The organism is Burkholderia perseverans (assembly GCF_022870505.1).
Classification (GTDB): Bacteria; Pseudomonadota; Gammaproteobacteria; order Burkholderiales; family Burkholderiaceae; genus Burkholderia; species Burkholderia plantarii.
In genome coordinates this window covers 1,747,890-1,770,622 of record NZ_CP045093.1, presented here as the reverse complement: position 1 = coordinate 1,770,622, position 22,733 = coordinate 1,747,890, and the positions used below count along the sequence as shown (strand labels likewise).

Genomic DNA, 22,733 nt, shown 5'->3' with positions numbered 1-22,733 from the left:
CGGGGGCGAGGGCGGCGGCGCGAGCGCCGGCCTCGGTTCGCGGGCAGGTACCCGCATTGCGACGGCGTTCGCCGTCCGGTTCGTCCTCGCGCCGGCCGCGCATGTATCGGGAACCGCGCGCCGCCGCCGCGCCGGGATCAGAGCACCGCGTCGATCCGCACCAGCGCGGTCCGCAGCGCCTCGACGTTGCCGGCGCCAAGCCGTGCCTCGATGCCCTGCTGGCAGCGCTCCCATGCCGGCGTGGCCTTGCGCAGCAGCGCCTTGCCCGCCGGCGTCAGCGACACCAGCGCCTCGCGCAGGTCGCTGCCTTCGCGGCCGGTGCCCACCAGCTCCATCCGTTCGAGCACCTTCACGTTGCGCCCGACCGTCGAGCGGTCCAGCTCGGCCTGGCGGCCCAGCTCCGTCAGGCTCACCGGCTGATACCCGGCGATGGTCCGCAGCAGGAAATACTGGGCGATGTTGATGCCGAGCGACGCCAGCGCGGCATCGTACGACTCGGTCAGCCGGCGCGTGGCCTGGCGCAGATCGGTGCAGAGGCAAGGCGTGTTCATGGACGCGAGCATATACCCGCATGTTGCGCCGCGCAAGCCGAGGCGTCCCGGGGCGGCATCGGCATCGGCGGACCGGCGAGGCATGCGCGGGCGACGGTGGTGGCACCGGCGAACGGCGAACGGCGAACGGCAAGGCCGAACGATCGACAAGGAATCGCGCACGAACCAGCATGGGAAAGGCGCGCCGGCTGCCCGATCATCGCAGGCTCCGGCCCGCCCGGGCCCTCGTCACTTCAGGAGCTTTCCCCCATGTCGAGCATGCAAACGCCCATCCAGTCCGGTTTCGACGCGACCCGCACCGCGCGCGAGGTCGTGGCCGGCATCGACCTGCACGGCACGACCGCGATCGTCACCGGCGGCTACTCGGGCATCGGCCTCGAAACCACGCGCGCGCTGGCCGAGGCCGGGGCGCAGGTGATCGTGCCGGCGCGCACGCCGGCGAAGGCGCGCGAGGCGCTGCGCGACCTGCCGCGCACCACGGTCGCCGAACTCGACCTGCTCGACGCCGGGTCGATCGACGCGTTCGCCGCGCAATACCTGGCCGGCGGGCAGCCGCTGCCGCTGCTGATCCACAACGCCGGCATCATGGCCGTGCCGCTGCACTACACGGCGCAAGGCCACGAGGCGCAGCTGGCCGCCAACCATCTCGGACCGTTCCGGCTGACCGCGCGACTGTGGCCCGCGTTGCGGCAGGCCGAGGGAGCGCGCGTGGTGGTGCTGTCGTCGGGCGCGCACCGGTGGGCCGCCTTCGATTTCGACGATCCCGACTTCCGGCGGCGCGACTACGACAAGTGGATCGCCTATGCGCAATCGAAGACGGCCGGCGTGCTGTTCGCGGTGGAACTCGACCGCCGCGCGCGCGGGCATGGCGTGCGTGCGTTCGCCGTGCATCCGGGCCGGATCGAGACCGGCCTGCAGCGCTCGATTCCGCTCGAGGAGATGCAGCGCTTCGGCTGGCGCGACGCGAACGGCGAGATCCCGGCCGCGCTGCGTGCGAGCTACAAGACCCCGGAGCAGGGCGCGGCCACCACCGTCTGGTGCGCGACGAGCCCGGCGCTGGCGGCGCTGGGCGGCGTGTACTGCGAGGACAACGACATCGCGGCGGCAGTGCCGGCCGACCACGAGCCGCTCGACGGCGTGCTGCCGTGGGCGATCGACGGCGAGGCGGCACGGCGCCTGTGGACGCTGAGCGAGCGGATGACGGGCGTGGATTTCGTAATCTAGTCGCGCGGCGAGATCGGTGTAAGGCTGTAGTGAAGCACGACAGCGAAGCCGCGGACAACGCGGCGCGATCGACCGTGCTTCAGGCCGGCGCCGCTTCCCCCACGCCCTTGCGCCGCGCGCTGCGAAAGCGCCCCGGGCTCTCGCCGGTGCTGCGCTTGAACGCGATGCTGAACGCCGTATCGGACAGGTAGCCGACGCGTTCCGCGATCCGCACGAGCGGCTCGTCCGAGCCGGAGAGTGCCGTCATGGCCAGCGACATGCGCCAGGCCTGCAGATATTCGAGCGGCGCGCTGCCCACGCGCTGGCGAAAACGCTGCGCGAACGCGGTACGCGACATCCCCACCGCCGCCGCCAGCGTGTCGACGGTCCAGCGCTCGGCCGGCGACGCGTGCATCAGCGACAGCGCGCGGCCGATGCGGGCGTCGGCCAGCGCGCCGAGCCAGCCGGCCGGCGCGTCGCTGGTGGCCAGATAGGCGCGCAGCGCATGGACCAGCACCAGCGTCGCGAGGCTCGCGCGCGCGACGTCGGCGCCGGGCAGCGCCGTCTCGGTCTCGCCGTTCACCAGCGCGAGCACGTGGCCGAGCGCGTGCGAGGCCACGTCGGCCGCGCGCAGATGGATCAGCGGCGGCAGATGCGCGAGCAGCAGCGCCGACAGCTCGTTCTCGAACGTGAAGCGGCCGCTCGACAGGCTCACGACCGGCAGCGGACCGGGGGCGGGGCTCACGTAACGCACCACGTCGTCGGCGCCGCGATGCTCGCGGTAGCAGCGCACCCCGTCCGCCGGCGGCAGCGCCGGATCGCTCGCCGAGCAGAACGGCGCGCCGTCGGTCAGCAGGTAGAAGTCGCCTTCGTCCATGCGGTGGCGGCGCGACTCGCCGTCCATCCACAGGAACAGCCGCCCGCGCAGTACCGAGCCGAACTTGACGTGGCGATAGCTCGGAAACCGGAACGCCCAGGCACCGTGCCCCTCGAAACGCGACGACAGCGCGCTCGACACGCGCAGCATCGACAACACCTCGGACAATGCATCCATATGTGTACGATCGAATAGGAATATCGAGCGAAAGATTATATGAACATCGGCCTCGATGCGAGATCCTTCATTCATGGCGTGGGCACCATGCCCGGTGTCCCGAACCGTTTCCGAAGGAGACATGCATGCAGCCGACCCTCATGCGAGCGTGGCAGCTCGAGCGCCCCGGCGGCGCACTGACGCTCGTCGATCGACCCGTTCCACGCGCGCGGCCCGGCGCCGTGGTGGTGCGCATGCAGGCCTCGGTGCTGATGTCGTACCTGCGCGATTACGTGGACGGCCGGCTGCCCGGCTATCAGGTGCCGTCGCGGCCGTTCGTGCCGGGCGGCAACGGCGTGGGCATCGTCCACGAAATTGGACGCGACGTCTGGCACCTGCGGGTCGGGCAGCGCGTGATGGTCTCGTCGTATCACGTAGCGCGCGAAAACGTGGCCGAGCCGGCGCGGATGCTGATCGGCGTGACGGCCGGCGGCGAGGCCGGCCGGCGCATGCAGGACGACTGGCCCGACGGCACGCTGGCCGACTACGCGCTGCTGCCGGCGGCGGCGCTGACGCCGGCAGCAGCGCTGCCCGAGCTCGACGCGCGGCGCCTCGCGACCGCGATGCGCTACGTGGTGCCCTACGGCGGCCTGCTGAAAGGGCGGCTGGCCACGGGCGAGACCGTGGTGGTGTCGGCCGCGACGGGTGCCTACGGCTCGGCGGCGGTGCCGCTCGCGATCGCGCTGGGCGCGGCGCGCGTGATCGCGTTCGGACGCAACGCGGCGGCGCTCGAGCGGGTGGTGGCGCGGGCCGGCGCGCGCGCCGTGGCGGTGGCGGCCAGCGGCGAGGTCGCGGCCGACGCGGCGGCGTTGCGCGCGGCGGCGGGCGGCGCGGGTGTGTCGCTCGCGTTCGACATGGTCGGCAACGCGGCCGATCCGAACCTGACGCTGGCCGCGCTGCACAGCCTGAACACGGGCGGCCGCCTGGTGCTGATGGGCAGCATGGCCGTGCCGCTGCCGCTGCCCTACACCGAGGTGATGCGCAACGGCTGGGAAATCCTCGGCCAGTTCATGCATGCGCGCGATGCGGGGCGCGGCGTGCTGGCGCTGATCGCGGCCGGCCTGCTGCGGCCCGACGCCTGCGATGCCGCCACGTTCGCGCTGGCCCGGCTGCCCGAGGCGATCGACGCGGCGGCGCGCGCGGCCGGCACCGAATGCGTCGTCATCGATCACGAGGCCTGAGCGGCGGCGCTGCACGTCGATCGCGCCGTGCCGAGCGGGCGGGGGCGCGTGGACGTTGTCGAAGACGCGCTGGCCCGGCTTCAGGCAGCCATCGAGTCGGGACGACGTCGATGCGCGGATACCCGCCATTCTCCCCGTGGAGAATCGCCACGTTCCAGCCGTGCGCCCCGGATTTCGCGTCGACCATGCGATGGCGGCGCAAGTGCGGTTCGGCGCCTCTCGCTCAAGGCTGGTCAAGGGATTCGGCTGAGGCGCGAGGCAGGGTTGAAGGGGCGGCGGAGGTGTCTGCCTACCGGCGAGAACGGTGAAAAGGGGCGGCAGTTCCGGCCCGGCGCAGCATGAACCGAACCGGGGGCGCCGCATTTCTTGACGCCGTCAAATTGTTTTCTATCATCTATTTGGCTTCCCGCAGCCGGATAGGCAGCACCGTCGGGCGAGGCGGCCAGTCAACGATAAAACAAACCTGGAGAGAATGATGGCTTCCATCCGTCACAAAAGCCGCGTGTTCGTGAGCGTCGCCGCCGTTTGCGCGCTCGTCGCATCGCCGTTGGCCATGGCAACGGCGAGCCCGTTGCGGCCGACCCTGTACCCGACACCCGCGGTGGTGGCTGTCGATACCGTGCTGCAGCAGAACAGTCGTTCTGCCAGCCCGCAAGTTGCCGTTCAGACCGCACTCGTCGACTCCTGCGCGGATCCCTGGTACTGGCGCAGCGGTATCGAGGAGCTGACATGCGGCTTCTCCGGCCAGGGATGGTGGAATTAACAGGCCGGTCCACGAAATGTTTTCCGCGAGGCCGCAGCGATGCGGCCTTCTTCATTCAGGTGGACACAAAAAAGCGCCGATGAATCCGACACGGTGGATGCATCGGCGAGCACCAGTCGGTGGAAGGCGCGGGGGCCGAAGCGGGCGCCGTGGAATCCATCGAGACGAAATGGCGGGCCGAAGCAAGGGGCAAGGTGCCGGCTATCGAACCGCGGTCCGATCCGGATGTCGCGTTATCGGCGGTTTTCTCGAGTACGGGCCGGTGTGCGCGGCGGCGCTCGCAGCGGCTGAAACGGCCACTTGCAAAAAACGGGGCTTATCGGCGCGCCGAAAATGCGGCACGATCCGCTCAACGCCTCGACCCGCTGGAACCGCACGCATGACACCGTCCCGCAAGCTTTCCCCCTGCCGCCGATGGCCGGCCCCGAGCCGGCCCACGGCAAGCCTCGTCAGCCGGGAGGCCGCGCCATGTCGCTGATCGATCATCTCGACCACCTCGTGCTGACCTGCGTCGATCCCGAGGCAACGCGGCACTTCTACGTGGACGTGCTCGGCATGCAGCTGGAGACGTTTGGCGCGGGCCGGCTCGCGTTCCGTTTCGGCAACCAGAAGATCAACCTGCACGTGCGCGGCGCCGAGTTCGAGCCGAAGGCGCACCTGCCGGTGCCGGGCGCGCTCGATCTGTGCTTCATCGCATCGGTGCCGCTCGACGCCGTGATCGCCCATCTCGAACGCGCGGCCTGGCCGATCGTCGAGGGCCCGGTCGAACGGACCGGCGCGACGCGCCGGATTCGCTCGGTCTACGTGCGCGATCCCGACCTGAACCTGATCGAAATCTCCGAGCTGCTGTAGGCGCCCCGCGCCGCCGCTCGATCCCTGAAACGCAAATCCGTGCAGGAAGACCCCCGTTTTGTCCAGGCGCGCGCCGCGCGCCGCGGCTACATTGACGGGCGTCGCCGGCCGGCACACATGCCGCCGGCGTGCCGCTGGCGGGCCATTGGCGCCGGCGCATTTCCGAACTCGCAAGGACAGGGAAAGCCATGAAAAGGATTGTGTTGGGTTGCGCCGCGGCGATGCTGGCGACGCTCGGCCACGCGCAGGCGCCGGCCGGCTCCGCGCCGGAAGCGGCCGGCGACTACGTCGCGAAGGACTTCCACTTCACCGACGGCACCGTGCTGCCCGAACTGAAGCTGCATTACGTCACGCTCGGGCGGATCCGGCGCGACGCGGCCGGCCACGTCACGAACGCCGTGCTGCTGCTGCACGGCACGACCGGCACCGGCGCGCAGTTCCTCACCGCGCACTCGCGCGACGAACTGTTCGCGCCGGGCGCGCCGCTCGACGCCGACAAGTATTTCGTGATCGTGCCCGACGGCCTCGGGCGCGGCGGCTCCGCCAAGCCCAGCGACGGCCTGCGCACGCGCTTTCCGCAGTACGGCTACAACGACATGGTGCAGGCGCAGTACCGGCTCGTCACCGAGGGGCTCGCGGTCGACCATCTGCGGCTCGTGCTCGGCACCTCGATGGGCGGCATGCAGACCTGGCTCTGGGGCGAGCAGCATCCGGCCATGATGGACGCGCTGATGCCGATCGCCTCGCAGCCGATCGCGATGGCCGGGCGCAACTGGCTGTGGCGGCAGATGGTGATCGGCGCGATCGAGCACGACCCGGGCTGGCAGCACGGCGACTACGCGGCCTCGCCGACGCAATGGACGCGCGTGATGCCGATCTTCACGATCATCACGCAGAATCCGCATCAATTGCAGCTGGCCGCGCCGGACCGCGAGGCCGCGACGAAGCTCTACGACACGACCGTGGCGCAGTACACGAAATACGACGCCAACGACGTGCTGTACTGGTTCCGCTCGTCGTCGGACTACGATCCCGAGCCGCAGCTCGGCAAGATCCGCGCGAAGCTGTTCGCCGTGAACTTCCAGGACGACCTGATCAACGCGGCCGACTTGGGCGTGATGCAGCGGCTCGTGCCGAAGGTGCCGGGCGGCCGCTTCGTCGAGATTCCGGAAGGGCCGAACGCGTATGGCCACCAGACGCTCGCTCATCCGGAAGCGTGGAAGCCGTACCTGAGCGAACTGCTGGCGAAGACCGCCGCGTCGCGCTAGGCGTCCGGCGTGCCGCATGGCGGCACGGCCAACGTGCCGGCCGTTTTGCTCGCGGCAGTCATCTTGTCAACCGACCGCCGCGTTGTCCCTCGCATCGACGGGGGCATCGGCCGCCGCCGTCCGGCGCGGCACGCATCCGGCTGATCGGGCGTCGTCGCGCGACGCCCGAACGCCGCGACGCAGCCCGCGGCAGCGAGCGCCGCGGCACGAACCCTCGCGCTGCCGGTGCCACGGACGGCGGCAGGGCGCGCGCGCATATCGTTGTGCCGAAAGCTTGGTTCGTGCGATGTGAGCGCGCTGCTATCTTGGGTGCCGTCCCTCGCACGATACGACCCGTATCGTGCGAGGCGCGCGAGAGGTGACCGACGGCCTGCCTGCGAGTCATCGATTCAATCAGGAATCCGAATATCTGAATCGGCATTGCCACGACGGCGATGCGGCCGGTGTTCGGCGATCGTTCCCCTCTCGCGGTTCATCACGGTTCCCACACTGGAGATTCGATGCGGTCATTCATGGCACGGCGCGCCGACGCGCCGATCGACGGGCTCGCCAGGCGGGCGCCACGCGGCGCGGCGGCGGCGCTGATGCTCGCTTGCGGCACGGCCTGGGCGCAAGGCGCCGCGACGCCCGATCCGGCGAGCACGGCAGCCGCGGGCCAGGCGCCCGCCGCGGCGGCGCCGGTCGGCCCGGCGCAGTCGGCCACGGCCACCGTGCATCAGGACGCGGTGGTGGTGACCGGCTCGCGCACGCAGACGCGCGCCAGCCAGAGCCTGACGCCGGTCGACGTGATCGGCGCGGCGCAGCTGCAGCAGACCGGCGCGGCGAACCTGCGCGACGCGCTGGTGCGGCTCTCGCCGTCGATCACGCGTGAATCGTATGCGGGCGACACGGCGGTGCTGAGCGACGTGCTGTCGATGCACGGGCTCACGCCCGACCACGTGCTGGTGCTCGTGAACGGCAAGCGCCGCCACACCACGGCCAACATCTCGCTCGACGGCGGCCTGAACCAGGGCGCGACGGGCGTGGACATCTCGACGATCCCGGTCGCGCTGATCGATCACATCGAGGTCCTGCGCGACGGCGCGGCCGCGCAGTACGGTTCGGATGCGATCGCGGGCGTGATCAACATCATCCTGAAGCGCGGCACGCACGGCGGCAGCGTCGAATCGACCAACGGCAAGACCTACGCGGGCGACGGCTTTCGCAACGACGAATCGGCCGTGATCGGCTTCGATCTGGGCGGGCGCGGTTTTCTCGACCTCAGCGCCGGATTCGCGCGGCAGAACCACACGGTGCGCACCGGCCCCGACGACTACTTCGGCCGCTTCGCACCGGGCCAGGGCTACGCGAACCCGATCGAGGGCGACCCGGCCAGCACGCGCACGACGGTGGGCTTCAACGCCGGCTACTACCTGACCGACGAGGTCCAGCTCTACGGCTTCGGCACCTTCGCGCACCGCAGGGGCGAGGCCTACCAGAACTACCGGCCGCCCTCGGTGCTGCCCGGCGTGTTCCCGAACGGCTTCGTGCCGGTGGAGGCGGTCAGCGAGAACGATTTCTCGGTGACGGCCGGCCTGAAGGGCGAGAACCTGTTCGGCTTCACCTGGGATCTCAGCTCGACCTATGGCGGCGATTATTCGTCGTTCGGCCTGCTCGATTCAGCCAACACCGGGCTCTATGCCGCGAGCGGCGACACGCCGACCGACTTCCATCTCTCGACGCTGAGTTCGACCCAGCTGACCAACAACCTCGACCTGTCGCGCGCGTTCCACCTGCCGCTGCTGGCGGCGCCGCTCACCGTGTCGTTCGGCGTGGAGCAGCGCCACGAGACCTACAGCGTGGCGCCGGGCGACTACGCGTCGTACATCCTCGGCGGCGCGCAGGCGCTGCCGGGGCTCGCGCCGGTCAGCGCGAGCCGCGCCTCGCGCGACGTGCTCGGCACCTACGTCGATCTGGCCACGCGCCTCACGCCGCGCTGGAAGATCGACGTGGCGGGCCGCTTCGAACACTACAGCGATGTGGGCGATACCGCGAACGGCAAGTTCGCGACGCGCTACGAGCTGTCGCCGGCCATCGCGCTGCGCGGCAGCATCAGCAGCGGCTTTCGCGCACCGTCGCTGGCCGAGGAGAACTACACCAACGTCAACACCTCGCCGGCCTCGGCCAACGGGCTGCTGGCCGCGAACTCGTCGGCCGCGCGGCTGATCGGGGCGCAGCCGCTCAAATCGGAGAAATCGACCAACCTCAACCTCGGCCTCGTGCTCACGCCCACGCGCGACCTGAACGTGGCGATCGACGCCTACCAGATCGACATCCGCAACCGCATCGTGGAAGGCGGCACGGCCTCGGGCGCGGCCGCGCTCGCCGCGCTGCAGGCGGCCGGGCTGTCGGTGTCGGGCTCGGTGCCGGCCTCGGCCGTGTCGGCGAGCTACTTCACCAACGGCGCCGACACGCGCACGCGCGGCCTCGACCTGACGGGCACCTACCAGACGCGCTTCGGCCAGTACGGGCGCGTGGACTGGGACCTCGGCGTGAACTTCAACACCACCTCGGTCACGCGCGCCGGCACCAACCCGAACGGCACGCCGCAACTGAACGCGCAGCAGATCGCCTGGCTGACCACCTCGACGCCGAAGAACCGCATCATCGTCGGTGGCACCTGGCATCTCGACAAATGGGCGGTGAGCCTGCACGAGACGCGCTTCGGCCCGACCACCAGCGAGGAAACCTACATCGTCGGCCCGAACGCGTTCTCGACCACGCAGTTCGTGCGGTTTCAAAACGCCGCGAAATACACCACCGACCTCGAGGTGCGCTACGACGTGACCCCGCGCTTCCAGATCGCGATCGGCGCGATCAACCTGTTCGACGCGAAGCCGTCCGAGCTGCCCTACGAGGCGCAGCTCGAAGGCATCCGCTACGACAGCGCCGCCGCCACCATCGGCGCGAACGGCGGGTTCTATTACGCGCGGGCGCGCTACGCGTTCTGACGGCGCCGCGGCGCGGCCGGCATGGGCGAGCGGATCGCGCCATGCCGGCCGCGCCGCTGGTTTCCGGCATGACGCGTGATATCAAATCAACGCGCCGTTTCAAAATGAACAATGAATACGCCGAATGTCCGTATCGCGCGCGCGAATGTCCGGGTCACATATCAAAATGTTCCGGCCCGTGATGATTCTGTTATTGCCAGGTAATTGCCCCGATCAAAAAAATTCAATTGCCAAGAAGTGATGCCGTAAACACGCCTGAGAGATAGTGCTACGGGGCCTGCAGTTTTCCCGCCGCCGATCGCCGCGTCCGTGCCACGACGGCTGCGATCGCGCGCCCGCCGAATCGGCCGTCATGATCCGGCTCCGGGAAAAGGAAAGCACTAGTAAAAAAGCATCCTTGACAAGGATAGGCACATCATGACCATTTCAAACCTGAGAATCGGGGTTCGCCTGAGCGCGGCCTTCGCGATCATCGTCGTGCTGCTGATCGGCACCACGCTGCTCGGCATTCGCCATATCGAATCGAGCCTCGACCGAATGAACGGCATCGTCAACCAGCGTTATTCGCTGATTTCGACGAGCACGCTGATCAAGAACACCAGCCTGAAGGCCAATATCATTCTCAGCAACCTGCTGCTGGCGTCCACCGCGGATCAGACCAAAAAATACACGGACGACTACGCCGTCATCCGCAAGTTCAACGCCGATACCTATACGCAATTCGAAAAGCAGCTGACCGACGACCCGAGCCGGGCGCTGTTCAAGAGCCAGCTGCAGGCGCGCACCGACTACGGCAACGCCGTCAAGACCTTCCTCGCGATGGTGGCGGCGGGCAAGCAGGAGGAGGCGCGCGACCTCTACCTCGGCGACATCGCGCACCTGCAGGACGTCTATTTCGCGCTGGTCGACAAGATGGTGGACTTCCAGGCCGGCCAGATGAACAACGACGTCGCCGAGGCCGCGGCCGAGGGGCGCTGGGCCAAGCTGCAGATGGGCGTGATCGCGCTCTGCGCGGTACTGGTGTCGGTGCTGACCGGCTGGTTCATCACGCGCAGCATCACGCGGCCGATCAACGGCGCGGTGGCGCTGGCCGAGGCGGTGGCGAGCGGCGACCTCACGCATCGGCTCGACGTGACGGGCCGCGACGAGGTCTCGCGCCTGCTGGCCGCGCTGCGCAAGATGACCGAGGGGCTCAACACCATCGTCGGCAGCGTGCGCGGCGGCACCCATGCGATCACGCTGGCCTCGCAGGAAGTGGCGAGCGGCAACATGGATCTGTCGACGCGCACCGAGCAGCAGGCCAGCGCGCTGGAGGAAACCGCCGCCGCGATGGAGCAGCTCACCTCCACCGTCAAGCACAACGCCAGCAATGCGCAGCAGGCCAACCAGATCGCCGGCGAGGCGTCGGCGGTGGCCGTGAAGGGCGGCGAGGCGGTGGACCGCGTGGTGCAGACCATGAACGCGATCGACGCCTCGTCGCGCAAGGTGGTGGAGATCATCAGCGTGATCGAGGGCATCGCGTTCCAGACCAACATCCTGGCGCTGAACGCGGCCGTGGAGGCGGCGCGCGCCGGCGAGAACGGCCGCGGCTTCGCGGTGGTGGCGGGCGAGGTGCGCAGCCTCGCGCAGCGCAGCGCGGTGGCGGCCAAGGAGATCAAGACGCTGATCGACGATTCGGTGAGCCACGTCGGCGTGGGCACCGGCATCGTCGAGCAGGCCGGCGAGACGATCCGGCAGGTGGTCAAGAGCATCACGGCGGTGTCGTCGATCGTCAACGAGATGAGCGCGTCGAGCCGCGAGCAGAGCGACGGCATCGAGCAGATCAACCACGCGATCACGCAGATGGATCAGGCCACGCAGGAGAACGCGGCGCTGGTCGAGGAGAGCGCGGCCGCCGCGCAGGCGCTGCGCAACCAGGCCGACGCGCTGGCCCATACCGTGTCCGCGTTCCGGCTCGACAGCGACGGGCGCCGCGCCGATGCCGTGATGGCGAGGCCGGCGAAGCATGCGACGGCGCTGCCGGTGCTGTCGGCGACCTGAGCGGGGTGAAGCGGGCGCGATCGCGCCTGCGCACGCCCGCATGCAGCGTGACGACTTAATGTTCTCCGACGGTCCGCTGCAAGCCTTCGCGAAGCTGCGCCGCGCCGCGAGCGATGGTGCCGAATTGCGCTGCATCGCGGCCTGCTGGATGCTTGCCGCGAACGCGAACCTTGATACGATACCGAGATGATTCGCGCCACCCATCGATTATTCTGCGATCGTTATGATTCGTGCTGGATAATTTGATTCCCGTAATGATTCGCGGGACTTAACATCGTTTCCTGTTGAAGGCCAAAGCCTCATGACAGGAGACAGCAACATGAAGTATCTGCGAATCGGCGATATCGTCACGCACAACGCGCGGCACTCGCCCGACGCCACCGCGCTTTTCGAAGGTGACCAGCGCATCGGCTGGCGCGACCTCGACCTTTCCACCAATCGCCTCGCCAACGCGCTCGCCTCGCTCGGGCTCGTGCGCGGCACGCGCGTGGCGACGGTGATTCGCAACGGCGCCGCCGCGGTCGAAATGATCTTCGCGCTGGCCAAGGGCGGCGTGCTCGCGGTACCGATCAACTACGGCCTGACGCCGGGCGAGATCGCGGTGCTGTTCGAGGACTCGCAGCCGAACGCGATCGTGGCCGACGCCGAATTCCTGCCCTTGCTCGACGGCCTGCTCGACCGGCCCGGCGTGACCGTGATCGTGCGCGGCGAGGCCCCCCTGCAGCCGGGCTGGTTCGCGGCGCAGGCGCTGCTGGCGGCCGCCTCCGATGCCGAACCGCAAGCCGGCGTCGAGCCCGACGACATCCGCACCATCCGCTACACGAGCGGCACCACGGCGGCGCCGAAGGGCTGCCTCGGCACGCATCGCCAGATCCTGTCGAGCATCGACAACTTCATGAAGCAGGTGCCGGTGCCGGAGGCCGGCCCGTTCCTGCAGATGCTGCCGCTGTTCTCGGGCGCCGGCATCTGGATGGCGATCGCCGCGGCGTTCCATGGCGTGGCCAACGTGCTGATGCCCGACTTCAACCCGCGCGCCGCGCTCGACGCGATCGAGCGGCACGGCGTGGCGCATACCTGCGGCGTGCCCACCATGCTGAGCCGCCTGACCGAGGAGCTGCAGAAGCACGGCGGCCACGCGGCCTCGCTGAAGCTGTTCGGCTACACCGGCGCGAAGATGCCGCCCGCCACCATCGCGCGCGCGCTGCGGACCTTCGATTGCGGCTTCTACCAGGGTTTCGGCGGCGGCGAGATGGGCGGCCTCGTGTCGTACCTGATGCCCGACGACCACCGCGCGGCGCTGAGCGAGGACGACGGCAGGAACCGGCTCGCCTCGGTGGGCCGCCCGGCCGGCTACGTGGAGATCTGCATTCGCGACCTCCAGGACGGCACGCCGCTGCCGGCCAACGCGCCCGGCGAGATCACGGTGCGCTCGGCCAGCAACTTCTCGGGCTACCTGAACCGCCCCGAGGACACCGCGAGGACGCTGCGCGGCGCATGGGTCTACACCGGCGACGTCGGCTATCTCGACGACGACGGCTACCTCTACGCCGTGGACCGCGCCAAGGACATGGTCGTGACGGGCGGCATGAATGTTTCGTCGGCCGAGGTCGAGGCGGTGCTCGCCGAGCATCCGGCCGTGAAGGCCGCCGCGGTGATCGGCCTGCCGAGCGAGGAGTGGGGCGAGGCCGTGACCGGCATCGTGGTGCTGCGCGACGGCGCGGCGGCCACCGCCACCGAACTGATGCAGTTCGCGCGCGCCCGCCTGGCCGGCTACAAGTCGCCGAAGGCCGTGCTGTTCGTCGACGAATTCCCGATGAACAGCGTTGGCAAGGTGCTCAAGCGCGAGCTGCGCGACCGGTTTTCCGGCGCCGCTTCAAGCCCCGCCCAAGCGTAGCGTTCATCGAATAATTTCGGATACCTGAAGGAGAAGATGTGATGGAATGGCAATTGAACCACTCGGCGGGGCCGCGCGGCTATCTGATCGAGAATCCGGCGTTCGAGACGATCGAGATCACGATGCCGGAGCCGGGCGTGGCGAAGCTGGCGCTGAACCGTCCCGACAAGCTCAACGCATTCAACTCGGCGATGATCGGCGAGATCCGCGCCGCCATGTGGCGCCTGAACTTCGACGACAGCGTGCGCGTGATCGTGCTGACGGGTTCGGGCCGCGGCTTCAGCGCCGGGCGCGACGTGAAGGAACTGCAGGGCGAGCGCGGCATGCCGCTGCCGCAATACCGCGCCTACGTGCGCGCCAACCACGACATGCTCAACGATCTCGAGCAGATCGAGAAGCCGGTGATCGCCGCGATCAACGGTGTCTGCGCGGGCGGCGGCATCGAGCTGGCGGCCTCGTGCGATTTCCGTTTCGCCTCGAAGCAGGCCACCTTCCTGCTGCCGGAAATCTTCATCGGCGTGATCCCGGCCTCGGGCGCCTGCTCGCGGATGATCCAGATGATCGGCATCGAGAACGTCAAGGATCTGGTCATGACGGGCCGCACGGTGGATGCCGACGAGATCCGCGAGATGGGCTTCGTGCGCCGTGTGGTCGAGCACGACCGGCTCGAAGCCGAGGCGTTCGCGTTCGCGAAGCTGCTGATGAAGGGCGCGCCGCAGGCCGTGGGCATCGGCAAGCACGTCACCAATACCTGCCAGAACGTCGACACCGAAACGGGCCGCGTGTTCGAGCGCCTTGCGCAGTCGTCGCTGGTCGGCACCGCCGATTCGACCGAAGGCGTGCGTTCGTTCATCGAGAAGCGCGCCCCGAACTTCACCGGCAAGTAACACCGGCAAGTAACCGATCCTCGTGCTTCGCAAGAAGCACTTTTTTCGCAGCGTGCCGTCCCGGCGCGCTGTTTTTTTTTTGCTCCACTGCGAGATATCGACTTGAAGCTCTCAGGCATTCGCGTACTCGATTTTTCCCGCTTCATGGCCGGGCCGCTGGTGTCGGCGATGATGGCGGACCATGGCGCCGACGTCGTCAAGATCGAACCGCCCGAAGGCGACCCGACGCGCAACGGGCGCCGCACGCGGCCGGACCAGCGCGCCGGCGATTCGTTCTCGGTGCTCAATCGCGGCAAGCGCAGCGTGGTGCTGGACCTGAAGCTCGCGGCCGACCTCGGGCATGCGCACCGGCTGATTCGCGATGCCGACGTGCTGATCGAATCGTTCAGCCCCGGCGTGACGGCGCGCCTCGGCATCGACGCGGCCACGGCGCTGGCGCTGAACCCGCGCCTCGTGTACTGCTCGATCAGCGCGTTCGGCCAGCACGGCCCGCTGCGCGACTCGGCCGGCCACGATCCGGCGGTGCAGGCGCTGGCCGGCGTGCTGAGCCGCGTGCGCGGCGGCGCCCCGGTGATTCCGGCGGTGTCGGCGGCCTCGTGGGGCAGCGCGCTGAGCGCGCTGGCCGGCGTGACGATGGCGCTGCTCGCGGCGCGCACCACCGGCCGCGGCGATCATCTCGACCTGTCGATGCACGACGTGGCGCTGTGCGCGCGCCCGGGCGCGACGTTCGACGGCTTCGACCACGAGGTGGCCTCGCTGGAGGCGCCGCGCGGCCAGGCGATGCTCGAGCCTTATGAAACGGCCGACGCGCGGTGGCTGTGCCTCGGCGCCGGCGAGCCGCGTTTCGCGCGCGCGCTGCTCGACGCGCTGGGCCGGCCGGATCTGGTGGAGATCGCGCTGGGGCTGCCCGGCGCCGCGCAGGATCCGCTGCGCGCGTTCCTCGCGGCGTGTTTCAGGGAGAAGACGCTGGCCGAGTGTCTCGACTGGATGGCCGCGCACGCGATCAGCTGCGTGCCGGTGCTCGACTATGCGCAGGCGCTGCGGCATCCGCATGTGGAGGCGCGCGGCCTGGTGATGCGTGACGAGCAGGGCGCGCGCCACCTGAACACGCCGATCCGCTTCGTCCACGAGCCGGGCCGGCCGAACCTGCATGCGCCCGATCTCGGCGAGCACACCGAGGCGGTGCTGGCCGCGGCGGCCCGAGCCTGAAGCCGGTGATGCCGGTTCCGGTTTCGTCGTGAGGGCTTGATACGCTCGATCGCGGCGAACCGGCACCGAGCATGGCGAATCACGATGAACCGCGCCGCCAATCAATCGTCGCCGTCGTCGAGCAAACTGCGCGGGTCTTCCTTCGCGGCCTCGGTGAACATCTGCGTGAACGGGTCGAGCGCGTTCTGCGTGTCGGCGCCGGTGCGCGTGATGCGATAGAACGACAGCGGCACCTCGGGGCGGATCGCGTCGATGCGCACCCGGTAGCGATAGCAGATGTGCTCGCAGAACGACGGCATCACGGCGGTGCCGAGCCCTTCCTGCGCCATCGCGATGGCCGTCTGCAGGTGGCCGACGATGATGCGCCGGCTCACGGTCACGTCTTCCTTCGAGAGCGTGGCCTCGATCAGCCGCTGCAGCGGGTTGTCCTTCGGCAGCGTGATGAGCGGGCGGTCTTCCAGCGCGGTCCAGCGGATCCCGCTGCCGCGGCGGTGCGCGCCGGGTTCGACGGCATGGCCTTCGGTGCGCGACACGGCCACCAGCCGGGTCGGGAACAGCGGCACGCGGTCGATCCCGGACAGCTGCGAGAAGAACACGCCGAACGCGGCGTCGAGATGGCCTTCCTCGACCATCTGCACCAGTTCGTTCGGCGCGCGATCGACGAGTTCGATGTGCGAGGCCGGGAAGATCTTCGAGAAGCGCGCCAGCACGGGCGGCATCAGGCTCGCGGCGATCATCGGCGTGCAGCCGATCAGCAGCGACGACTGCTTCTGCCGCCCCAGCTCGTTGAGTTCGATGACCGACTTCTCCAGCGAGCCGACGATCGCCATCGCGGTGGGATAGAACAGGCGCCCCGCGTCGGTCAGCGACACCGTGCGCGTCGTGCGTTCGAGCAGGCGGCACTGCAGCTGCGTTTCCAGCTCGCGGATGATCGCGCTCAGCGCCGCCTGGCTCAGGTGCATGCTCTGCGCCGTTTTCGTGAAGCTCGACGCGTTCGCGACACCGAGAAAGACCTTCAGTTGCTTGAGGGATAGATTCATCTGCATACCGCTCTGTGGGTTCGGGCGAGGCGTGCCCGATTCTATCCCGTCCATCGCGGCGTTTGCCGCCCGTCAGGGTTTGTGCCCAGCCGCAACCGGCCGGGCCTGCCGGCTGTTTTCAGGCCGCCCGCGGGTCGCGCGCGAACCGGTAACGTCCTTCCTCGTCGCGCGCGATTGGCTGCCGCTGCGTGGTGTCCTCGATCCAGCGCACCACCTCGCGGCCGTCGCGCGTGCCGATCGCCACCATCAGCTCGGCGAAGGTCTTCGGGCCATGCTCGAGCGCGGCGTCGAGCGAGGCGAAACGCTCGCCGCGCCAGGCGGGTGGAGTGGGCACGCGATGTTCGAGATCGCGCTGCGCGCCCGGCGCGAGCAGCGGCAGCGTGAGGTCGAAGCCGGCCTTCGCGGTCTGCGCGGCGCCGAGCAGCGACGGATCGAGCGGCATCGCGCGCATCCCGTCCTGGAGCACCAGGTCGCGGTCGGCCTGGAAGCGCGTGGCGAGCGCCCAGTCGATCTGCTCGTCGGAGAACACGTCGATATCGGGATCGACCACGAAAACATGTTTGACGTTCGCCAGCGACGCGAACACCGCGGCGATCGCGTTGCGCGCTTCGCCCGGCACGCGCTGCTCCATGGCGATGCGCACGTTGAACATGCCGCCCGTGGCCGGGTTCGCGTAGACGGCCTTGACCTCGCGCACCGCCGATTCGAGCGCACGCCAGACCGTCACCTCGGTGCGCAGCGCGGCGAGCTGCGCGGTGTCGGTGCAGGCCATCGAGCGCCCGCCGATCGTGCAGGTCTGGAACACCGCGTCGCGCCGGTGCGTGATCGCCGTCAGGTGGAACACCGGGTTGGTCTTGACGCCGCCGTAGTAGCCGAGGAACTCGCCATACGGGCCTTCGGGCTCGGCGTGGCCGCGCTCGTCGAGATAGCCCTCGAGGATGAATTCCGCGTCGGCCGGCACCAGCAGGTCGTTGCTCACGCACTTGACCACGCCCATCGCGGTGCCGCGCAGCGCGGCCACCAGTTCGAGCTCGTCGGCCGGGATCCGCATGGTCGCGCCGACGTGATCGACGGGATGGCTGCCGACCGCGAACGCGACCGGCGTGCGCTCGCCGCGCCGCGCGTGGCCGATCGTGATCGCGCGCAGGTCCGACGGCGCCACCAGATCGACGCCGGCCGTGCGGCGGCCGCGCAGCATCAGCCGGCGGATGCCGACGTTGGTCCAGCCGGTGGCGGGATCGACGGCGAAGTCGATCGACGCGGAAATGTAGGGCGCGCCGTCGAGTTCGTGTTGCAGGTGGACGGGCAGCGCGGTGAAATCGCAGTCGTCGCCGGTCAGCACGACCTGCTGCACCGGCGCCTCCTCGCGGCTCACCTCCACCAGCCGGCCCTTCACGCGCAGGCGTTCGCGCACCACGTCGAGCAGCGCCTGAGGCGTGGTGTCGAACGCCCGGGCCAGGCGCGAGCGGCTCGCGGCGACGCTGCCGGCCAGCGACACGTCGCTGCCGCCGGGGCGCGCGAACCAGACCGCGCGCGGGTTGCCTTCCATGATCGCGGCGACGTCGGCCAGATCGACCGGTGCCTCGCGGCGTTCAAGCTCGGTGTCGTCGAGCGATTCGAGGAAGCGCCGCAGACGGAAGCGTTCGAGGTCGGGCGCGGGCGTGCCGTCCGCGGTGGAGGGCAGGGAAGTGCTGGGTCTCATGATGTTTTCCTTGGGCAGCGGGGCTGCTTGGCTGCGTGGTGAATCGAATCGGATCGGGCCGGCGTGGCTTCGCGCGGCGACGGCGGGCCGCCGCGCGCGACGCCACGCGATCGGGCCCGGGTCAGGCCGCCTTCAGCCAGTCCTCGAGCGCGGTGGCGAGCGCCACCGGCACTTCGTACATCGGGTAATGGCCCGCGTTGGGCAGCGTCTGCAGCGTCGCGCCCGGATACCAGGCGAGCCAGGTGCGGGCCATCAGCTCGGCGGTCAGCGTCGGATCGTGCTCGCCGATCAGCAGCTTCACCGGCACCGGGTTGCGGGCCACTTCGGCGGCCAGCTCGGCGGAAAAATCGCTGGCCGCCCAGTGCGGGAGATAGGCCGCGAACGCGTCGTCGCGCGCGAGCCGCATCGATTCGCTCGCCAGATGCCGGCTCCAGCGCGGCGCGAGCCGGTTGCCGGTGGAGAACGCGATGATCGCGGCGCGCCGCTCGACGTCGTCCACCACGGCGCGGAACGCGGCCAGCCGCGTCTCGTCCATCCGCGAGCCGCAGGCCGGCACGGCGCACACGCCCGCCATGCGCTCGATGCGTTCGGGCGCGGCCAGCAGCAGGCGCTGGATCGCCACGCCGCCCATCGAGTGGCCGATCACGCTGAAGCGGTCCCAGCCGAGATGGTCGGCCAGCGCGAGCGCGTCGCCCGCGGCCTCCTCGAACGTGAACGCGCCGTCGCGCCCGCGCGAGCGGCCGTAGCCGCGATAGTCGAACAACAGGTAGCTGAACGTGTCGGTGTCGAGCGCCGGCACGAGCGGCTGCCAGTCGTCGGCGCTGCCGAACCAGCCGCTCATCACGAGCACCTTGCGCGGCCCGTCGCCGGCCAGCACGTAGCCGTTGAGCGTGTCGGTCATGCCGTGGCCTCCGTGCCGCCGAGCGGATATGGCAGCGCCGCCGCGATCCGGCCGCGGCATTCGCCGAAGCCGATCGACACCGCGCCCGGCTTCGCGGCGCGCGCGCTCAGCACGATTTCGTCGCCGTCCTCGAGGCCGGTGCGCGTCTCGCCGGTCGGCAGGCGCAGCGGGTCGCGGCCGGCATGGGTCAGCTCGGTCAGGCAGGCGCGCGCCTCGTCGGCCGCGCCGGAGATCGTGCCGCTGCCGAGCAGGTCGCCGGGCCGCAGGTTGCAGCCGTTGCTGGTGTGATGGGCGACCATCTGCGCGAAGGTCCAGTACAGGTTGTCGAGATGGGTATGCGTGATCGGCAGCGCGGCGAGGCCGGCCTCGCGCGACTGCCGCGTGGACAGCTGCGCGTGCAGCGCCAGATGCAGCCCGCCCTCGCGCGCGTCGCGTTCGCCGACCAGGTGCGCGGGCGGCGGCGGATCGCCAGCCGCGCGCGCCGGCGGCGCCTTGCGGAACGGCGCGAGCGCCTCGGCCGTGACGATCCACGGCGACACGCTCGAATGGAAGCTCTTGCCGAGGAACGGCCCGAGCACCTGCTCGAACCACTGGATGCTCTTGGCGGACCAGTCGTTCAGCAGCGAATAGCCGAAGATGTGCCGGTGCGCGGCATCCACCGGGATCGGCTGCGTCAGCGCGTTGCCTTCGCCGATCCAGGCGGCCAGCTCGAGTTCGAAATCGAGCGCGGGCGCCGGGCCGAACACGATCCGGCCGTCCGCGTCGCGATACTGGCCGTGCGGGCGCCGGATCTCGCCGCCGCTCACGCGCAGCGACGAGGCGCGGCCGTGATAGGCGATCGGCAGCGACTTGAAGGCGGGCGGCAGCGGGTCGGCCAGCCCCTTGTAGCGGCCGTGCCGCTCGGTGTGATGCAGCGAGGTGAGGAAGTCGGTGTAGTCGCCGACCTCGCAGGGCAGGCGCGGCGTGATGGCGTCGATGCGCGGCAGCAGCGCGTCGGCCTGCTGCTCGAGGCGCGCGCGTTGCGGCGCGTCGCTTTTCAGCAGATCCGAGAGCGCCGCGCGCAGCGCGCTCGGGTAGCGCGCCGGCATCGCCATCAGGCGGTTCAGCGTGCCGTCGCCGGCCGCCTCGCAGGCCAGCGCAGCATCGCTGCCGGGCGTGAGCAGGCCGCTCGCGGCCAGCGCCGACAGATCGACCAGCTGCTCGCCGATCGCGACCGCGGCGCGGGCCCGGCCGTCGCGCTCGACGCTGCCGAACGGCAGGTTCTGGATCGGGAAATCGGTATCGGCATGGTTCGCCGATTCGATCCAGCTGCGCCGCGCCGGATCGTGGGTGAGGTTCAGGTCGCTCATGCGCGCGGCGTCTCCGGGCGGGACTTGCCGCGTTCGCCGAGCCAGTCCCTGAGTGCGCCGTGCGCCTCGCCGCGATAGCGTTCGAGCGTCTCGGCGGGCGCCACCGGCACCGTCAGTTCGAGGCGGAAGCCGTTCGGGTCGAAGAAGTAGATCGAGCGCACGAAGTGATGGTCGGTCACGCCGAGCACCTCGATGCCGTGCTCGACGAGGCGCTGCTTCATGGTTTCGAGCTGGTCGAGCGTGGCCAGGCGCAGCGCGATGTGGTTGACCCAAGGCGGCGTGTTCGGCGACGGCTCGGCGGCGGTGTCGTCGCCGAGATCGAAGAACGCGATGTTCGAGCCGTCCGCCATCTCGAAGAACAGATGGACGTAGGGGCAGTACTCGCCGGTGCTCGGCACGCGGTCGAGCCGGATCAGATGGACCAGCGGCAGGCCGAGGATGTCCTCGTAGAAATGGCGCGTTTCCTCGGCATTGCGGCAGCGCCACGCGAAGTGGTGCAGGCCCAGTACCGGCGGCAGGGTGGTGGTCATGCGATGTCTCCTTGATGCGGCGGCGGTGCCGCTCAGATCTCGACGGCGTCGACGTCGTATTCGAACAGCCAGTTGTAGCGTTCCTTCACACGCGCCTCGCTCCACTCGCGGTCGACGTACTCGGCCGCGCCCTCGGCGTGCGCGAGCGCGGGATTGTGGAAGCGCTGGGTGTTGGCGGCCGAGCCGCGCACGATGCGCGCCGTGCGTTCGAGGCGCAGCGCCTCGTAGCGCGCCAGCGCCCGCGGCGCGTCGTGGCGATGGCGGGCCAGGCAGCGCGCGATCAGGTAGCCGTCCTCGAGCGCCATGCCGGCGCCCTGCGCGAGGAACGGCAGCGTCGGGTGGCAGGCGTCGCCGAGCAGCGTCGCGTGGCCGACGCTCCAGCGCGCCATCGGCTCGCGGATCATCAAGGCCCATTTGTAGGGCACGTCGATCGCCGCGATCATGGTGCGCACGTCCTCGTGCCAGCCGTCGAAATCGGCCAGGCATTCATCGATCGTGCCGCGCTCCGACCACGACTCCACCTGCCAGCCGTCGCGCTCGACCGCGCCGACGAAGTTGATCAGCTGGTGGCCGCGCAGCGGATAGTGGATCACGTGCGCGCCGGGGCCGACCCAGTTGGTGCCGTAGGGCGTGCGCAGGTGCGCGGGCAGCTTCTCGACGTCGATCACGCCGCGCCAGGCCATCACGCCCGAATAGACCGGCTCGTCGGCGCCGAACAGGGCGCGGCGCACGCGCGAATGCACGCCGTCCGCGCCGATCAGCAGGTCCGCCTCGTAGACGGCGCCCGACACGGTCTGCACCGTGACCTTGCCGTCGCGCTGCTCGACCGCTTCGACCTTCTGGTCGAGCCGGATCCGCTCCGGGCCGAACGCACGCACGGCGTCCACCAGCGCCTCGTGCAGGTCGGCGCGATGCACGGTCAGATAGGGAAAACCATAGACCTCGCGCGAAGCCGCGCCGAGATCGAACAGCGGCCAGGTCTGGCCGGTGCTCCACAGTCGCACGCGCTTGCCGGGCGGCTCGCAGGCGAGGCCCTCGAGCTTCGTGCCCACGCCGAGCCGGTACAGCACGCGCGTCGCGTTCGGGCTCAACTGCACGCCCGCGCCGATTTCCCCGAGCGCCCTGGCCTGTTCAAGGATGGTGACGTCGAAGCCGTGTTTCAACAACGCGGCCCCGGCCGTCAGGCCGCCGATTCCGGCTCCTGCAATGACGATTTTCATTCGACGATTCGACCTCTTTCGTAAAGACGCTGCGCTTATCGGGATTATTTATCAATCCAT

General features: G+C 69.6%; 19 protein-coding genes. 11 read left to right on the top strand and 8 right to left on the bottom strand.

Going from position 1 to position 22,733, the window contains the following annotated elements:
• Positions 1–137: 137 nt before the first annotated feature.
• Positions 138–551: a MarR family winged helix-turn-helix transcriptional regulator gene (locus BpN12_RS07405; RefSeq protein ID WP_246791803.1), complete on the bottom strand. Its 414-nt coding sequence runs from the start codon at positions 549–551 to the stop codon at positions 138–140.
• Between the two features lie 249 nt (positions 552–800).
• On the opposite strand from BpN12_RS07405, the gene BpN12_RS07400 reads away from it, so the two are divergent.
• Entirely contained in the window at positions 801–1,775 is a 975-nt protein-coding gene (locus BpN12_RS07400) for an oxidoreductase (RefSeq protein WP_246791802.1), read from the top strand.
• Between the two features lie 79 nt (positions 1,776–1,854).
• Here BpN12_RS07400 and BpN12_RS07395 read toward each other — a convergent pair whose 3' ends face one another.
• Positions 1,855–2,808: an AraC family transcriptional regulator gene (locus tag BpN12_RS07395; protein ID WP_246791801.1), complete on the bottom strand. Its 954-nt coding sequence runs from the start codon at positions 2,806–2,808 to the stop codon at positions 1,855–1,857.
• Between the two features lie 125 nt (positions 2,809–2,933).
• On the opposite strand from BpN12_RS07395, the gene BpN12_RS07390 reads away from it, so the two are divergent.
• The 10 genes from BpN12_RS07390 to BpN12_RS07345 all read left to right on the top strand — a co-directional run bounded on the left by BpN12_RS07390 (position 2,934) and on the right by BpN12_RS07345 (position 15,931).
• On the top strand, positions 2,934–4,028 hold the full coding sequence (locus BpN12_RS07390) for a zinc-binding dehydrogenase (RefSeq protein ID WP_246791800.1): 1,095 nt from the start codon (positions 2,934–2,936) through the stop codon (positions 4,026–4,028).
• Positions 4,029–4,503: 475 nt separating this feature from the next.
• Entirely contained in the window at positions 4,504–4,791 is a 288-nt protein-coding gene (locus BpN12_RS07385; protein ID WP_246791799.1) for a hypothetical protein, read from the top strand.
• 468 nt (positions 4,792–5,259) lie between these two features.
• Complete coding sequence (locus BpN12_RS07380) at positions 5,260–5,643, top strand: VOC family protein (RefSeq protein ID WP_246791798.1); 384 nt, start codon at positions 5,260–5,262, stop codon at positions 5,641–5,643.
• Between the two features lie 188 nt (positions 5,644–5,831).
• Positions 5,832–6,911, top strand: coding sequence for an alpha/beta fold hydrolase (locus BpN12_RS07375; protein ID WP_246791797.1), 1,080 nt, complete (start codon positions 5,832–5,834; stop codon positions 6,909–6,911).
• A gap of 500 nt (positions 6,912–7,411) precedes the next feature.
• Positions 7,412–9,901 carry a TonB-dependent receptor plug domain-containing protein gene (locus BpN12_RS07370; RefSeq protein WP_425306249.1) on the top strand — a complete coding sequence of 830 codons (2,490 nt, stop codon included), beginning with the start codon at positions 7,412–7,414 and terminating at the stop codon, positions 9,899–9,901.
• A gap of 417 nt (positions 9,902–10,318) precedes the next feature.
• Positions 10,319–11,941, top strand: a complete 1,623-nt coding sequence (locus BpN12_RS07365) for a methyl-accepting chemotaxis protein (protein ID WP_246791796.1) — start codon at positions 10,319–10,321, stop codon at positions 11,939–11,941.
• Positions 11,942–11,981: 40 nt separating this feature from the next.
• Positions 11,982–12,131, top strand: coding sequence for a hypothetical protein (locus tag BpN12_RS07360; RefSeq protein WP_246791795.1), 150 nt, complete (start codon positions 11,982–11,984; stop codon positions 12,129–12,131).
• 129 nt (positions 12,132–12,260) lie between these two features.
• A complete protein-coding gene (locus BpN12_RS07355) occupies positions 12,261–13,835 on the top strand; it encodes an AMP-binding protein (RefSeq protein ID WP_246791794.1) in 1,575 nt (524 codons plus the stop codon).
• 41 nt (positions 13,836–13,876) lie between these two features.
• Complete coding sequence (locus BpN12_RS07350; protein ID WP_246791793.1) at positions 13,877–14,722, top strand: enoyl-CoA hydratase/isomerase family protein; 846 nt, start codon at positions 13,877–13,879, stop codon at positions 14,720–14,722.
• 102 nt (positions 14,723–14,824) lie between these two features.
• Positions 14,825–15,931 (top strand): CaiB/BaiF CoA transferase family protein, encoded by a 1,107-nt coding sequence (locus BpN12_RS07345; RefSeq protein WP_246791792.1) that lies wholly within the window; start codon positions 14,825–14,827, stop codon positions 15,929–15,931.
• Between the two features lie 101 nt (positions 15,932–16,032).
• Here BpN12_RS07345 and BpN12_RS07340 read toward each other — a convergent pair whose 3' ends face one another.
• The 6 genes from BpN12_RS07340 to BpN12_RS07315 all read right to left on the bottom strand — a co-directional run bounded on the left by BpN12_RS07340 (position 16,033) and on the right by BpN12_RS07315 (position 22,673).
• Positions 16,033–16,971: a LysR family transcriptional regulator gene (locus BpN12_RS07340; RefSeq protein ID WP_246791791.1), complete on the bottom strand. Its 939-nt coding sequence runs from the start codon at positions 16,969–16,971 to the stop codon at positions 16,033–16,035.
• Between the two features lie 118 nt (positions 16,972–17,089).
• On the bottom strand, positions 17,090–18,673 hold the full coding sequence (locus tag BpN12_RS07335; protein ID WP_246791790.1) for a UbiD family decarboxylase: 1,584 nt from the start codon (positions 18,671–18,673) through the stop codon (positions 17,090–17,092).
• Between the two features lie 121 nt (positions 18,674–18,794).
• A complete protein-coding gene (locus BpN12_RS07330) occupies positions 18,795–19,574 on the bottom strand; it encodes an alpha/beta fold hydrolase (RefSeq protein WP_246791789.1) in 780 nt (259 codons plus the stop codon).
• Positions 19,571–20,923: a fumarylacetoacetase gene (gene fahA, locus BpN12_RS07325; protein ID WP_246791788.1), complete on the bottom strand. Its 1,353-nt coding sequence runs from the start codon at positions 20,921–20,923 to the stop codon at positions 19,571–19,573. Before fahA ends, BpN12_RS07330 begins: the two co-directional genes overlap by 4 nt.
• Positions 20,920–21,453: a VOC family protein gene (locus tag BpN12_RS07320; RefSeq protein WP_246791787.1), complete on the bottom strand. Its 534-nt coding sequence runs from the start codon at positions 21,451–21,453 to the stop codon at positions 20,920–20,922. Before BpN12_RS07320 ends, fahA begins: the two co-directional genes overlap by 4 nt.
• Positions 21,454–21,485: 32 nt before the next feature.
• The gene (locus tag BpN12_RS07315) at positions 21,486–22,673 is read right to left on the bottom strand and encodes an FAD-dependent monooxygenase (protein WP_246791786.1); all 1,188 of its coding nucleotides are present in this window, start codon (positions 22,671–22,673) and stop codon (positions 21,486–21,488) included.
• Positions 22,674–22,733: the final 60 nt, after the last annotated feature.